The organism is Streptosporangium sp. H13245, assembly GCF_055690525.1.
The window spans coordinates 64,793-78,689 of the sequence record NZ_JBSZKT010000024.1 but is presented as its reverse complement, the minus strand read 5'-3'; the positions used below and the strand labels follow the sequence as shown (position 1 = coordinate 78,689).

General features: G+C 67.8%; 13 protein-coding genes. 6 read left to right on the top strand and 7 right to left on the bottom strand.

Going from position 1 to position 13,897, the window contains the following annotated elements; genetic code table 11:
- Window positions 1-4: 4 nt before the first annotated feature.
- Together ACW9TB_RS27190 and ACW9TB_RS27185 are read right to left on the bottom strand one after the other, a co-directional pair.
- Window positions 5-1,123 carry a sensor histidine kinase gene (locus ACW9TB_RS27190; protein WP_472750900.1) on the bottom strand — a complete coding sequence of 373 codons (1,119 nt, stop codon included), beginning with the start codon at window positions 1,121-1,123 and terminating at the stop codon, window positions 5-7.
- 26 nt (window positions 1,124-1,149) lie between these two features.
- On the bottom strand, window positions 1,150-1,329 hold the full coding sequence (locus ACW9TB_RS27185; RefSeq protein WP_472750899.1) for a hypothetical protein: 180 nt from the start codon (window positions 1,327-1,329) through the stop codon (window positions 1,150-1,152).
- A 162-nt stretch (window positions 1,330-1,491) separates the two neighbouring features.
- On the opposite strand from ACW9TB_RS27185, the gene ACW9TB_RS27180 reads away from it, so the two are divergent.
- The 3 genes from ACW9TB_RS27180 (at window position 1,492) to ACW9TB_RS27170 (ending at window position 3,988) form a co-directional block, all read left to right on the top strand.
- Window positions 1,492-2,382, top strand: coding sequence for an ABC transporter ATP-binding protein (locus tag ACW9TB_RS27180; RefSeq protein WP_472750898.1), 891 nt, complete (start codon window positions 1,492-1,494; stop codon window positions 2,380-2,382).
- A gap of 34 nt (window positions 2,383-2,416) precedes the next feature.
- Window positions 2,417-3,136, top strand: coding sequence for an ABC transporter permease (locus tag ACW9TB_RS27175; RefSeq protein ID WP_472750897.1), 720 nt, complete (start codon window positions 2,417-2,419; stop codon window positions 3,134-3,136).
- Between the two features lie 120 nt (window positions 3,137-3,256).
- Window positions 3,257-3,988, top strand: coding sequence for a lysostaphin resistance A-like protein (locus tag ACW9TB_RS27170; RefSeq protein WP_472750896.1), 732 nt, complete (start codon window positions 3,257-3,259; stop codon window positions 3,986-3,988).
- 301 nt (window positions 3,989-4,289) lie between these two features.
- Here ACW9TB_RS27170 and ACW9TB_RS27165 read toward each other — a convergent pair whose 3' ends face one another.
- The 3 genes from ACW9TB_RS27165 to ACW9TB_RS27155 all read right to left on the bottom strand — a co-directional run bounded on the left by ACW9TB_RS27165 (window position 4,290) and on the right by ACW9TB_RS27155 (window position 9,170).
- Entirely contained in the window at window positions 4,290-4,928 is a 639-nt protein-coding gene (locus tag ACW9TB_RS27165; RefSeq protein ID WP_472750895.1) for a DUF6461 domain-containing protein, read from the bottom strand.
- 608 nt (window positions 4,929-5,536) lie between these two features.
- Entirely contained in the window at window positions 5,537-6,373 is an 837-nt protein-coding gene (locus ACW9TB_RS27160) for an oxidoreductase (protein ID WP_472750894.1), read from the bottom strand.
- Window positions 6,374-7,400: 1,027 nt separating this feature from the next.
- Window positions 7,401-9,170, bottom strand: a complete 1,770-nt coding sequence (locus ACW9TB_RS27155) for a CocE/NonD family hydrolase (protein ID WP_472750893.1) — start codon at window positions 9,168-9,170, stop codon at window positions 7,401-7,403.
- A 42-nt stretch (window positions 9,171-9,212) separates the two neighbouring features.
- Between ACW9TB_RS27155 and ACW9TB_RS27150 the strand changes: the two genes are divergently transcribed.
- Window positions 9,213-9,875, top strand: coding sequence for a TetR/AcrR family transcriptional regulator (locus tag ACW9TB_RS27150; protein ID WP_472750892.1), 663 nt, complete (start codon window positions 9,213-9,215; stop codon window positions 9,873-9,875).
- 1,154 nt (window positions 9,876-11,029) lie between these two features.
- Here ACW9TB_RS27150 and ACW9TB_RS27145 read toward each other — a convergent pair.
- Window positions 11,030-11,602 (bottom strand): TetR/AcrR family transcriptional regulator, encoded by a 573-nt coding sequence (locus ACW9TB_RS27145; RefSeq protein ID WP_472750930.1) that lies wholly within the window; start codon window positions 11,600-11,602, stop codon window positions 11,030-11,032.
- Window positions 11,603-11,674: 72 nt separating this feature from the next.
- Between ACW9TB_RS27145 and ACW9TB_RS27140 the strand changes: the two genes are divergently transcribed.
- On the top strand, window positions 11,675-12,247 hold the full coding sequence (locus ACW9TB_RS27140; protein ID WP_472750891.1) for a dihydrofolate reductase family protein: 573 nt from the start codon (window positions 11,675-11,677) through the stop codon (window positions 12,245-12,247).
- Between the two features lie 27 nt (window positions 12,248-12,274).
- Window positions 12,275-12,943: an alpha-ketoglutarate-dependent dioxygenase AlkB family protein gene (locus ACW9TB_RS27135; RefSeq protein WP_472750890.1), complete on the top strand. Its 669-nt coding sequence runs from the start codon at window positions 12,275-12,277 to the stop codon at window positions 12,941-12,943.
- An 84-nt stretch (window positions 12,944-13,027) separates the two neighbouring features.
- Here the strand turns inward: ACW9TB_RS27135 and ACW9TB_RS27130 are convergent, their stop codons facing one another.
- Window positions 13,028-13,828, bottom strand: coding sequence for a hypothetical protein (locus ACW9TB_RS27130; protein ID WP_472750889.1), 801 nt, complete (start codon window positions 13,826-13,828; stop codon window positions 13,028-13,030).
- Window positions 13,829-13,897 lie beyond the last annotated feature (69 nt).

The window sequence follows — 13,897 nt, the reverse complement described above, 5'->3', positions numbered from 1 at the left end:
CTCTTCAGAGAGCAGTGTCCGAACGGCCGTGCGGGAATGCCGCGGCCGTCAGGAAACGCCCGTCCTTCTGCTCCACCGTCAGCTCGCCTCCGTTGCTCATCACCCGTTCCCTGAGCGTGGCGAGCCCCCGCAGTTCGGGAGGCGGAGTCTCCCGTACGCCGTCGTTGACGATGGCGATGCCCGACTCCGACAGGGTGATGCGCACCTGCTCGGCCTGCGCGTGCCGCAGGATGTTGGTCGTCGTCTCGCGCAGAACCTGGCCGAGCAGCTCGCCCGTGTGCGCGTCGACCTCGGCCTCACGGTCGACGCGTACGCGGATGCCCGCGGCCTCGAAGAGGTTCTTCGCGTTCTCCAGCTCCGCGGACAGGTTGAGCCGCCGCTGAGCGTAGGCGAGCTCCTTGGTCTGGGTGATGGTGTCACTGACCAGGGCGTGCACCTCGCGCAGCTCCTGCTCCACCCGTTCGGCGTCGCTGTGCACCAGCTTCTGGGCCAACGCGATCTTCAGCTTCACCACGTGCAGCGTGTGGCCCTGGATGTCGTGCAGATCACTGGCGAAACGCATGCGTTCCCGGATGACGGCCACCTCGGCTTCGCGTTCCCGCGCCTCCTCCAGCTCCGCGACGAGGCCGTAGAACCTCTGGTTGGGGAACATCAGGCCGGTCATCACCGCGGTGACGCCCGCGGGAACGATGACGTATCCGATCAGAACACCGGAGACGTCCTCCTGTGTGACCAGCAGTCTCGCCGCGCCCACCGCGGCGACGTAGACGATCAGCGCCAGGGCCGCCCAGCCTCGGTGGCGCGGCAGCTGGGGGACGGTGAGGGAGCCCACGATCAAAATGCCGTAGAACGCCGTGTCACTGCCCATCACCAGCGCGCCGAGGGCCCATACGGCCGCGGTGACGACCAGGCAGGGGAACGCGACGCGGGAGATGTCGCGCGCCGCCCACTGTACGAAGGTCACCAGGGCCGCGACCACGCCCACCCCCAGGACAGCGGCCTGCCACCAGTTCGCGGCGTCCATCGCCACCAGCAGCGCCCCCACGACGGCGAGCAGCGGCAGGAACATGACGAGGTTGAGCCTGCGCAGCCGTCCCCGCGTCCTCTCGGTGCGCTCGGACATCGTGGGTGCCCCTGCCCGAGCCGGCCTCACCGGGCCGCGAAACCGTCGGGCCGGGCGAAACCGGGCAGAGCGCTCGCCACGACGAGGATCGCGGCCGTCCACATCGGCCACGACTCCACGCCGTCGGACCTGAGACCGGCGAGGAAGAACGCCGCGCAGACCACAAGGAAGACGATCGGCGGAACGCGCGGGGCTTCGGTGTCCACGGGTGGCTCTCCAGGATCGAACAGCGGGGTCTGCCCAGTATTCTTCCGGTTCCGTGGTGAAACCAGTGACGCTGCGTCATATATTCACCCAAGGAATGTCATGGCGAGGTCATGACGTGGTCGCACTGCCCGGCAGGCGCGGCGGCTGCTGGGATCGACAACATGACCTCGACACCAGTGATCGACGTTGAACGCCTGAACCTCACCTACGGCGACTTCCACGCCGTGAAGGACCTGTCCTTCCAGGTACGGCCCGGAGAGCTCTACGCGCTGCTCGGCACGAACGGGGCGGGGAAGACCTCGACCCTGGAGACCGTCGAAGGCCACCGCGCCGCCACCTCGGGCACCGTGCGGGTCTTCGGGAAGAGCCCGCGCGACCGGCACGCCGTGCGGCCCAGGATGGGCATCATGCTGCAGGAGAGCGGATTCTCGCCGGACCTGACGGTGCGGGAATCGGTCCGGCTGATCGGGAAACTCACGCGGCGCACCGACCAGGTCGACCGCGTGCTCGGCGTCGTCGACCTCACCCGCAAGGCCGGCACCAAGGTGTCCCAGCTCTCCGGCGGCGAGAAACGACGCCTGGACTTCGCCACCGCCGTGTACGGAACACCTGAGCTGATCTTCCTGGACGAGCCCACCACCGGTCTGGACATCCAGTCCCGGGACGATCTGTGGGACGCCGTGGACAAGCTGCGCGAAGACGGCTCCACCGTCGTGCTCACCACGCACTACCTGGAAGAGGCACAGCAGCGCGCCGACCGCATCGGCCTCATGCACAAGGGCGCCCTCCACCGGGAGGGAACCGTCTCCGAGCTGACGCGGACGCTACCGGCCGCCATCCGCTTCTCCCTCGCGCCCCCCGCGCCCGCGCTACCGCTGCAGGCCACCAGCGAGGGTGACGGGAGGTTCCTCATCGAGACCTTCGGCCTGCAGAAAGACCTGCACACCCTGCTCCGCTGGGCGCAGGACCACGCGGTGGAGCTGCGAGAGCTCCAGGCCGGACCGACCCGGCTCGACGACGTCTTCCGCGCCCTCGACAGCGACCAGCCCTAACCCCGGACCCCTCCCAGCGAAAAGGACCTTCGCCATGCTCTCGATCGCTCTCAGTGAGCTGATCCAGATCTTCCGGAACCGGCTGATCCTGGTCACCAGTCTCCTCATGCCCGCGGCGGTCAGCGCGGTCTTCATCTACCAGCACGAGGGCTTCGCGGCCCTGGGCAGCCTCGGATACATCGCGGCGGTGGTCATGTTCACCGTCGGGGCGTTCGGGCTCTACACCACCGCGGTCACCACCCTGGCCTCACGTCGGCAGAACCTCTTCCTCAAGCGGCTGCGCTCCACCGCGGCGGGCGACGCCGCCATCCTCTCCGGGCTGCTCCTCCCGATCACCGTCATCTCGCTGGTCCAGGTGGCCGTGATCATGACCGCGCTGGCCGTGGTCACCGGCGAACCGGACAACGTCCTCCTCCTGGTGGCGGCCACCCTCTCGATGGTGATCATGATGCTCGGCCTGGGACTGGCCACCGCGGGAGTGACGAACTCCCCCGAACACGCCCAGGTGACCACACTGCCCGTCAGCCTCGGCACCATCGCCGTGACCAGTTGGGTGGGGATCACCGGCACCGAGGAGCTCACCCTGCTCAAACGGCTGCTTCCGGGCGGCTCGGCCACCGAACTGGTCCTCAACGCCTGGAACGGCGGCGCCCCTCTCGCGGACTCCCTGATCCTCCTGGCGCCCACCCTGGGCTGGGTCGTCGTCGCCGTCGCACTGGCCTCCCGGATCTTCCGCTGGGAGCCGCGCCGATGACGGCGATCGGCACGGATCACCCTCGGGCGCGGACGACACCACACCGGCCGGTACGCGCCGGACGCCACACGCCGGACCCGGCGACCCCCATCGAAACCAGAAAGCAAGGAGTTCACCACCATGTCGACTGACCATGCAGACCACCCGCGGCAGCCGGACCCGGCCGGTACCACTTCCCCGGCGCGGCCGGGCTGGCCCGAGATCGCGGTCGGCCTGCTCGCGGCGGCCGCCGCCGTGGCCGTGACTCCGTTCTTCGGCCCGCTGGGGCTGGGGTTGGACGGGGTGGTGTACGGGCTGACCCTGGCCGCCTGGTCGGGCATCGTCTGCCTCATCGGCTTCGCCGCGGCCATGCTGATCCGCATCCGCTCCTGGGGCGTCTTCGGCGTGCGCCGTACCACCTGGCGCTGGATGGGCATCGGCGTGGTCGCGGGCGTGGTCGCGTTCGTGCTCAAGGGCGTGGTGAACTACGCCGTCATCAACCTGATCGGGTTCGACGCCGATCCCCAAGGCTCGTACTACGACGCGGCCGGCGGCGGCGTGCTGCCCCTGATCCTGACCTTCGCCTTCCTGTCCGTCCTCACCCCCATCGGCGAGGAGTTCCTCTTCCGCGGTGTCGTCGCCAACGCCCTGCTGCGCTACGGGCCCGTCGTCGGCGTCCTGTCCAGCTCGGTGGTCTTCGCCCTCTTCCACGGCATCAACCTCGCCATGACCACGGCGCTCGTGGTGGGCGTCATCGCCGCCGAGGTGATGCGCCGCAGCGGTTCGATCTGGCCCGCGGTGGCCGTCCACGCCATCCACAACATGGGCCTGCCGCTGTTCGTACTGATCACCGGAGCCACCGGGCCCGGCTGACCGTGTGGCGGCACCGCTCCAGGTGCACCGGCCACGAGCGCCCGGCCGAAGATGCCCGGGGGTCGATCTCCGGCGCACCCGATCCGGGACCACAAGGCCTGCGAGGCAGGCAGAGGAGCCTATCCACCGGCGCCCTCCGCCAGGGGCCACCGCTTTCGCCCAACCAAGCGATCGAACGGGATCCTGTCAACCGTTCCTGAGACAACTCAGGAACGGCCCCTGGTGGGGCGTTCACGAGTGCGGTCGAGCAGCGGCGATGACGCCCTGACGAAGATCGCTTCCCAGCCGGGCATTCAGGGGTTCAGCGTGCCGCGTCGGGCATACGGACCGTTGTGTACGGGTGTGGTCGCTCCAGCCACTCGCCGGTCAGCCTTGCTCCTGTGGTGTGGTCGATGACCGCGAGCATGGCGGCTTTCCAGTCGTAGTCCTCGTCGCGCTCCTCGAAGTCGACGAAGAAGTCTGTCATCTCCCGCAGTTCAGGCCATCGACCGATGCCGGCATGGTCTTCCGGCCTCCCGGGACCGAACGCGTCGATCGTCAGGATGAGCTCGCCTCCGGCCGCGAAACTCAGCCGGTTATGGCTGTTGACGTTCCACCAGGCGCTGTAGGCCCGTGCCCCCTGGCTGAGCCGCTGGAGTACGGCGGGGCTTGATCCGAGGTAGTCGACCTCCAAGAGCATGGCGGCGGAGCCGCACCAATCGACGAGCACGGGATAGTCCTCGTCGTAGGGGAGCATGACGGCGCTGGGTGGTACTGCCTCATGAAGCCGGTGTGACGTGTCCCCGCCGAGCCGGGCGGCGATCTGGTCCAGGGTGAATGCTTTCCCGCTGTCTGGGACCACCACCGTCCAGCACATGGCCACGTCCAGCCAGTGCCGGCTGGAGCGGAGTCGCCGGTAGTGCTCGTGCAGGTCGGTGACCGGCGGCTGTCCGGTGTTCACACATGACTCCTTCGCTCGGCGAGAACAGATCTTCGAGGTCCTCATGGAGACGGCACGGGACTGATGCGTCGCCTGCGTCGCCGCTATGACCAGGGGGCGTTCACGAGTGGTGCCGTCCTGGGTTGGAACATATGCCCTAAAGATCGTTTCCCTGGTGAGGCGAAACGTCACCTCGCCTCACCGACTCTTGAAAGAACAGGCTCGCCCATGGGCGCGTCGCCCAGACCATCCTGGTCGCGTTGCTCGTCACCGTCGCCAACGACCACTTCCTCGGCCAGTGACGCCACACCCGCCAGCCCCCAGACGAGCCACATCCGCCGACATCTTCGAGATCCCAGCAGAGCGCCTCAACCGCTCACCGCTCACGGGCCGGAGCAGGCCACCACCCGTCCCATAACCCGCACTTCAGAGCCATGCCCAGCGACCTGACACCACCCGGACCTTCCCGGCCCCCTGCTCCCCGGTTCCCCGGTTCCCAAACCAGGGCGAACCCGATTCGGAAACCTTTGAAACGACAAGATCCCGCCTGATCATGATGATCAGACGGGATCCCGTCAGCCTCAGTCCGGCCGTTTCAAGAACGGCCCCGTTGCGGTGCCGTCTGGGATTCAGGTGCGCGGAACGCCGGACGTGCGCGAGATCATGGCGTCGAAAGCGCGGTCGGGCAGCAGCCGACGAAGCGCGATGGCCGCCTTCGTGCTGGAACCGACGGCGTAGCGCGTCTTGGGCTTCCTGGTGGTCGCTGCCTTCACGATGATGTCAGCCACGACCGAAGGCGGGACGTACCGCTGCCCCTGCCCTCCTTCGGCAGCCAGTCCCTCGGCCATGGCCTTGGCCTGTCGTGCGTACGGACCATGACCCGAGTTCTTCTCGATCTGAGCGACAGCGATCGAGCCCCACTCCGTCTTCGTGCCACCGGGTTCGACGACGACGACACCGATGCCGAACTGTGCGAGCTCGAACCGCAGGCAGTCGCTCATCACTTCAAGCGCGTGCTTGCTGCCGTTGTAGTAAGCCGTCAGCGGACTGTAGATCTTCCCGCCGACCGAGCTGATGTTGATGATCCGGCCGGAGCGCTGATCACGCATGTGCGGGACCACAAGCTGCGTGAGACGCATCGGCCCGAAGACATTGACCTCGAACTGGTGGCGTCCGTCATCGAGCGGGATCTCCTCCACGGAGCCGAGCGACCCGTAGCCGGCGCTGTTCACCAGCACATCGATACGCCCGGCCTCGTCAATGACGCGCTTGACCCCCGAGGTGACCGAGTCGTCGTTGGTCACGTCCATTTCGAACGTCCGGATTCCGCCGTCGGTGAGCGCGGCAAGCCGTTCCGTGCGCCGGGCGACGCCGTAGACGGTGAATCCCTTCGCTCTCATCTTGCGAGCCGTCTCAGCGCCGATGCCCGACGAGGCACCGGTGATCAGCGCGACCTGAGCAGTCATTGTTTCTACCTCCAGAGCAGGTGAACGCCACATTCGCCCTTTGGTCGGATTCACGGATGTCCACGGGGTGACAGGAATTCCAGGAACGGCTTGGACGGGGCGCAGCCCGCCCGCTCCGGTCGCTCAAGCGCGTATCCGGCTTTCGGCCGACCTGAGTTCGGGTGCCAGCCATGTGTCCGCGTGTCGCGCGCCGCAATCCGTACGGTGCGCCGTTCGCCCACATGGCTTCACATGAGGCGGATTCCGATCGCAGCCCGCCCGGAGTCAGGACTCCGTGCGGGCAGGCGGCCGAGCGGGGCGGCTTCGTCAAGCCGGGGACTGCGGAACCCGCATGAGCACCCTCACTTTTAACGCACCTCGTGATGCGCTAAAGCGACACTACCACGGTCTGACCGCTTAGCGCATCTCGGCGTGCGCTACGTTTGCGCCGCAGGTCAGCGCGTGTGTCACGAGGCAGGGCAAAGGCCCGCGGCCCCGGGGAAGGCCGACGGCCGGGGCGACCGCCTGTGCGAGGAGACTCGCGGTGGACCGCTTTCGGCCTTCGGCGAAGAGCGTGACAAGAAGCGCAGCAGCGTCGAACGGCGATGAGCAGGCTCACGCGGTACCAGGTGGGGCCCACCCATTGCGGCAAGCGCCGCCGCCGCAGCCCTCACCGTCCAGCTCCGCACACGATCGACCGGACATGCCTGTGTCGACGAGCCGTAGGCGTCCGTCCCAGGGCTGGCCGCGATGCCGACGCGGGCCCTGCTGAACCCGTGCGGGTTCAGCAGGGCCCGCGTCATGTTCTGGGCGCGCGTACCGCCCGGTCGGCGGACGGCGCGGAGGCAGCGCGCGGCAGTGCCCCGACCGGTCGTGGGCATATGTAGAAGTGATCCCGGCCTGCGCGGGGTTGTTGACCGCCGGGGGCCGGGGCGCCATCTGCTGACGGTACGTCAGGGTTCGCGATGAGAACCCGCGGCGCCTGTCCGCGGGCGGGCGAGAGCCGAGTGGATCAGGTGACTCGGCCGCTCTGACGGGTCAGCCGGTTCTATCCCCGGCCCGGGCTGCTGACCAGTGGCAAGTTGACCGCCGAGAGCGCGGTGGGAGAGTGGTGGACCGTATAGGTGCCTGGAAGGGTCCGCTGCTGGGGGTCGGTGGGGTAGCAGGGGTCCACTCCCAGCGCCGTGAGGCAGTCGGCCTTCGGTGTCTGGGTGGTGAGTGTCAGCCGCAGCGCGTGGCCGGGTGCCAGCCGGGTGACCCGGGGGGAGAGGCCGATCGTCAGGGGGTACACCCGTCCCGGCCTCACGTACCGGTCTGCGGTGAACGTGCCGTAGGGGCGGATGACGACGCCCTTCGTGTCGCGCCACGACCGGTCCGTGTCGAGCTCGCGCAGACTCGCGACGAGTGAACCGGACGTGATCTTCGTGGCGGTCCCGTCGGGGGCGATGTCGTCCAGCCGGGCGATGAGTGTCAGGTTCGTGCCGGTGGAACTGGCCGACAGGCGCGCGCTGATCGGACCGGCCAGGTCCGCACCCTCGCGGAAGGGCTTCGTGGTGTAGGTGAGTCGGCCGTCGGCGGCGGAGGGTTCGGTGTAGGTGATCCGGTCCCCGCCCGCGGAGCGCGGCCGGGCGGGGCCGAGAGTGCCGTCGCGGCCCAGGTAGTAGGGGGTGTAAGTGCGGACCTGCTGGAATGCGGTGGTGTGGACCCAGTTGCCGGTGCCCTGCTGGTAGCGGTGCAACGGGGTTTTGGTGGAGCCGAGGTCGGTGTGCCGGCCCTTGAGCCAGGTGTCGAACCAGTCCAGCGCCACGGTGCGGTCCAGACCTTCGCCGTGTCCCCCGGGGCCGACGAAGGCCTGGTAGCGGGGAGTTGTCCGCTGTCCGGGTGTGGGGCTCGTGTGCACGGGCCGGTGGAAGTAGGCGTTCTGGAGGTAGGTGTACATCTCCTGGGAGCCTTGCGCGAAAATATCGAGGTCGCCGCTCCACAGCAGCGTCGGTATGTCCGCCCGTACGATGCCGACGGCCAGGTCCCCGGGGGTACGGTACTTCGCCCACTCCCCGGCGTACGCCTTGTCGCCTCCCTGCTGCACGTTCGCGGCGAGTTCCGCCCCGTACGCGCCCGCCCGCAGGCCCATCCGTGTACCGAGATAGGCGAAGTAGTTACGGGTCTGGGTGGGCATCCCGCCGGAGATCATCGCCTCCCGGTAGGTCTCCGCTCCGGTGCACGCCGGAAGCATGGCCTTCACGGCGGAGCCGCGCGGGAGGAGCGAGGCGGTGAGGAGCTGATTGGTGCCCAGGTAGGAGCAGCCCGTCAGGCCGACCGTGCCGTTGGATCCGGCCAGGCGGTCAGCCGCCCATGAGACCAGCTCGACACCGTCACGGCGCTCGCGGGGGCCGAACATGTCGAACTCCCCGCCGGAGCGGCCCGTGCCGCGCACGCAGACCGATGCGTAGATGTATCCGCGCTCCACGAAGTAGGCGGGATCGCCCAGGGCACCCTGTCCCAGGCCGCGCAGGTTCCCCTCCGTGGTGTCGCAGACGTACGGATTCTGAGAGAGCAATACGGGGAACCTCCCCTTGGCGCGCTGTCCGGTGACAGGGTCCGTCGGATAGATGACGTCGCCCGTCAGTGCCGTGCCGTCGCTCATCGGCACGTTCACGTCGGAGACTGTCGTGCTGCCGTAGGCCGTCGCGGCCCGCCCGGGTTCGGCCTCCGCTGTCGCGGAGGGGACGAGGAGCGCAGCGACGGCGGCCAGGGCCGGGAGACCGGTCGACAGCCCTCGTCGCAGGGGTGATCGAGTGGAACGAGAAGTGGTTGGCATGCCGACACCGTAACGCATCTCGACGTGCGTTATACTGGGGGTATGCAGAGAGCTAGATCACCCGAGAACAAGGCGCGCCGCGCGGAGGATCTGTTACAGATGGCGGAAGCGGTCGCCCTGAGACTCGGCGGTGTCCGGCATGTGACGCTGGCGGCCGTCACGGAGCAGGCAGGCCTCCACCGCACCGGAGTGAGGCGTTACTACGCCAGCAAAGAGCAACTGCTCCTCGAACTGGCGGAACGCGGATGGGGCCAGTGGCGCGACGCCGTGAAAAAGGAGATCGCCGGCCGCACCGGCCTGACGCACACCGAAGTGGCGGTCGTGATCAGCAGGACCCTGACGTCGCTGCCGGTGTTCTGCGACCTGCTGACGCACACCGTGCTGCACCTGGAAGGTGACGTCGGTGTCGACCATGCCCGCCAGTACAAGATCAACGCGACCGCGGCACGTAACGACATCGCCGCCGCGGTGAAGCAGGCGAGCACCCTCACGACAGAACAGATCGTCAGCCTGCTGTCCGTGGCGGGATTCTTGGCGGCAGGCTTCTGGCAGGTCGCCAACCCCACTCCCACACTTGCGAAGTTGTACGAAGAGGAGCCGAGTTGGGGTCATGCCACCGCTGACATCGCACCTCGTCTCGACGCCATGCTCACGACGTTCGCCGCCGGACTCGCGGCGACGGGGCCGCCCGCGGACGCCGGCTGACCCGACCGGCAGGGCCGAGGCCCGTAGGCCGGTGTTCGTCACCCACGGAAAGCCCGACCCCGGCAAGATCCTCGCGCCACGCGGTACTCGACGCGCAAACGGCCGTAGGCGGCATGCCCGGTACGGGCTGGGACCTGCACGAATACCGGCACTCCGGCCTCACCCACCTCGGCGAGGCCGGGGCCAGCCTGCCCATGCTCATGGTGAAGTCGAGACACAAGAAGCCCGAGAACGTCCGCAAGTATTTCCAACCGCTCGCCGGAGGCGATCGCCGAGGTCACCAGCCCGTTGGCGCCAGGCGATGCTCGACGCTGACCGCTGGAGATGTCAGCGGAAACACCGGAAGAATGTATGGACGTCTGCGGTGAACAGGCCGGATTGTTCCGTTGCGGCGAAGTGGCCGCCGCGGGCCAGTTCGGACCAGTGGACGATGTTGTGATCGCGTTCCGCGAGTCGCTGGACCGGCCGGGCGATGTCAGCGGCGAAGCCCGCGACGCCGGTGGGGACGGCGGGGCAGGTAGTGCGTACCGGCTTTGAGGGGTGGGCCGCCTCCCGGTAGTGGGGTCTTCACAAGTAGGGCTGACCTGGGACGCGAGAGGAATTGCGAAGATCGTTTCCCGCTGAGAGCGCCTGATGGAACGAGCTCGGCTGTGCTCTGGTCTCTCGCTGTGGACGGCTGCGTGGTCTCGCTGTATCGACGGTCTCGCCGTATCGACGTGCTCAGGGCGAGGACGCGGTCGCCCCTCTCGCAGGTCTCCATTGAAGCCGGGCTCTTTCGGTGACCACCTCGCTCAGACGAACATCCAGCAGTAGAGCAGTTGGTCGTGCTCCTTGTCGCAACACCCGGCCCGGAGTCGGCATCGCCATGCCCAGCGACGCGAACTCCGACCTCCATCAGCACCCGGACCTTCCCGGGCACCTGCTTCGCGGCTCCCAAACCAGGACGAACCCGATGCAGAAACCCCCGAAACGACAAGATCCCGCCTGATCGCGATGATCAGACGGGATCCCGTCAACCTCAGCCCAGCCGTTTCAAGAACGGCCCCTGGTGGGGTGTTCACGAGAACGGATGGCCTGGCGGAACAGAACCGTTCAAAGATCGCTTCCCGCGCGAGGGGTGGTCGTTTCCCAGAACTGTCCGGCGGCCTTACGCGTCAGGCATTCAGCGATCTTCGCACGGCGGTTTCCACTAGTTCGTGGATCTCCTGCTCGGTGAAGATGTCGGGCAGTGTCAGCCGCTCCACGATGAGCCAGTTCAGAGTGAGGTATAGGAGAACCACCGAGGTCGAGTCGCCGGGCAGCCCCGAGGCGGCGTGGTGGCCGATGTTGGCGTCGATGTCCTCGCGGATGCGCTTGGTCAGCACGGCGCGCAGCTCAGGACGCCGAGCGGACTCCAGCCGGAGCTCGAGCAGGGCCAGGTAGCCGGAGTTGAAGGCGGAGACCCGATCAACCAGTTCGTGCATGAGCTCGGCGTAGCGGGTTTCGTCCTGCACGCCCTCCCTGCCGCGGGCGATCGTGGCCTCGTCGGGCAGCAACCTCTCGTAAATGCGTCCGCCGACCTGGGTGAACAGGTCGTCGCGGTTGGCGAAGTAGTTGGACGCCGTGCCCGGGGGCACGGCCGCCTCCGCATCGACGGCCCGGAAGGTCAGCCCCCGCGCTCCCTCTCTGGCCAGCACCTCGATGGCCGCGTCGATCAGCGCCTGCCGCCGCTCCGGATTTCTCCGCACCAAATACCACTCCACTCGTAGTACTATATTCAAAGCACTCCAGACATAGTACTACGCCGGGAGTTGAGCAGTATGCGGAAGCTTGTCTACTACATCGGCGTCTCACTTGACGGCTACATCGCGGGCCCTGACACCGAGTTCGACTTCTACCCCGTGTCGGACCAGATGGCCGCTTGGATCAACAGCCGCTATCCCGAGACGCTCCCCACCCATATCCGCGAGCTTGCCGGCCTCAAGGGCGTGCCCAACAAGGTCTTCGACACGCTGGTGATGGGCCGCGGCACCTACGAGCCGGCCCTGGACGTCCCCACCACCAGCCCGTACTCCCACCTGCGCCAGTACGTCGTCTCCAGCACGCTGACGATCGACGACCCGACGGTGCGGGTCGAGACGGGCGACCCGATCGAGCTCATCCGGCGGCTGAAGGCCGAGGACACCGGCATGGACATCTACCTCTGCGGCGGCGGCAAGCTCGCCGCCTCCCTGCTCACGGAGATCGACGAGATCATCCTCAAGAGCTACCCCGTGGTGGCGGGCACGGGCATCCCCATGTTCTCCGGACAGTTCCGCCCCACCCTCTTCACCCCCACCCGGCGCGAGTCCTTCGACAACGGCGCTCAGGTCACCTGGCTCACCAGGGCTTAGAACCGCATTTCCCCCGAAGGAGTGGACATGACCACGCTGTTCACCGACGACTTTCTCGACCGGCCCAGCCGTGAGCTGTCGCCCGGCGCGTACCTGGTCCCGCGATGGCTGACTCTTGAGCAACAGCGCTGGATCGTCGGCCAGTTCCACCGGTGGGTCGCCGGCCCGGTCCCCATACGCGCGGCGAAGGTGCGCGGTCACGAGATGTCCGTGCGTACGGTCTGTCTCGGCTGGCACTGGCAGCCCTACGAATACACCCGCCACGCCACCGACGTGAACGGCAACCAGGTGCTCGGCTTCCCGGACTGGATGGTGCGCCTCGGCCGGAAGGCCCTGATCGCCGCGACCGGCGACCCGCACGCCGGCGACGACTACACCCCCGACACCGCGCTCGTGAACTACTACGACGAGAACGCCCGCATGGGCATGCACCAAGACAAGGACGAGCTCTCCCCCGCCCCTGTCGTGTCCCTGTCGATCGGCGATACGTGCCGGTTCCGATTCGGCAACGTCGAAACCCGCGGGATGCCGTACGAGGATGTCCACCTCGTGTCTGGTGATCTGTTCGTCTTCGGCGGGCCTTCGCGACTCGCCTTCCACGGCATCACGAAGGTGTATCCGGCGACCGCTCCCCCGGAGTGCGGGCTCACGACGGGCCGGATCAACATCACCATGCGCGTCACCGGTATGAGCTGATGACCAATACCGAACCGGTGCCCGGCATCGCCGGGACCGGGACCACACCATCGGCGCCCACAACCACCGCGGCTGCTCGCCGGCTCATGCCCCCAACGCGGTCTGGGCGGCCGGTTGGTGGCGCGGGGCGGCGAGGTCGTGGGCGGAGCGGGCCAGCCAGATCATCATCAGGACGCTCAAGACCACACCGAGAGCCTCGACAGCGCTTTCCTCCCGGAACGGCAATGACGCCGGCACCAGAAAGATCGGCGACAGCAGGGCGGCGACACCGTGTGCGACGGTCGCCGTCCCCCAGCGGTCGTCGTGCCCTTGAGCCCGCAGGACCAGCACCGTCCAGGCCAGGCCGGCCAGGCCACAGATCGACTCCGCCGTATCAGGGACGGACCAGCCGACGAGGTCGAGCACGCCGATGACGGTGAAACCGCCGTACCCCAGCACCCCAGCACCCCGCACGTACGGCCGGTCGCCGCCCAGCACCCGCATGAACAGCGGCACGACCACCCACATCACCGCAGAGTCGATCACCGTCGTATCCGCCCAGATCCACGACGCGGTGACGTAGAGCAGCCACGTCGTAGCCGTTGCAGCGTAGAGCGCCACGCGCAACCGCAGGGTGTCCCGGTCCTGCTGGGGCTGCGGCCCCGCCGACGGCCCGCGCAGGATCTGCCAGATCCCCCACGCCCAGGACACCCCGGCCAGGACCAGGAGGAGCAGGTTCAGCCCCGTCGCCGCGACGCCCTCGGGCACGGTCGCGAACAACGTCAACCACCACAACGGGCCGAGGTCGCCGGAGATCAGGGCGACGACAGCGGCGACCGTCAGCGCGGCACCGTACAGACCGGTGACGAGCAGGGCGGGCAGGTCTGAACGGTGACGACGTAACACGGGACGCTTCCTGGGGCTTGGGGGACTCACTCTACAATCGATCATGAAGAGTGGCCCAAACGCCGCTGA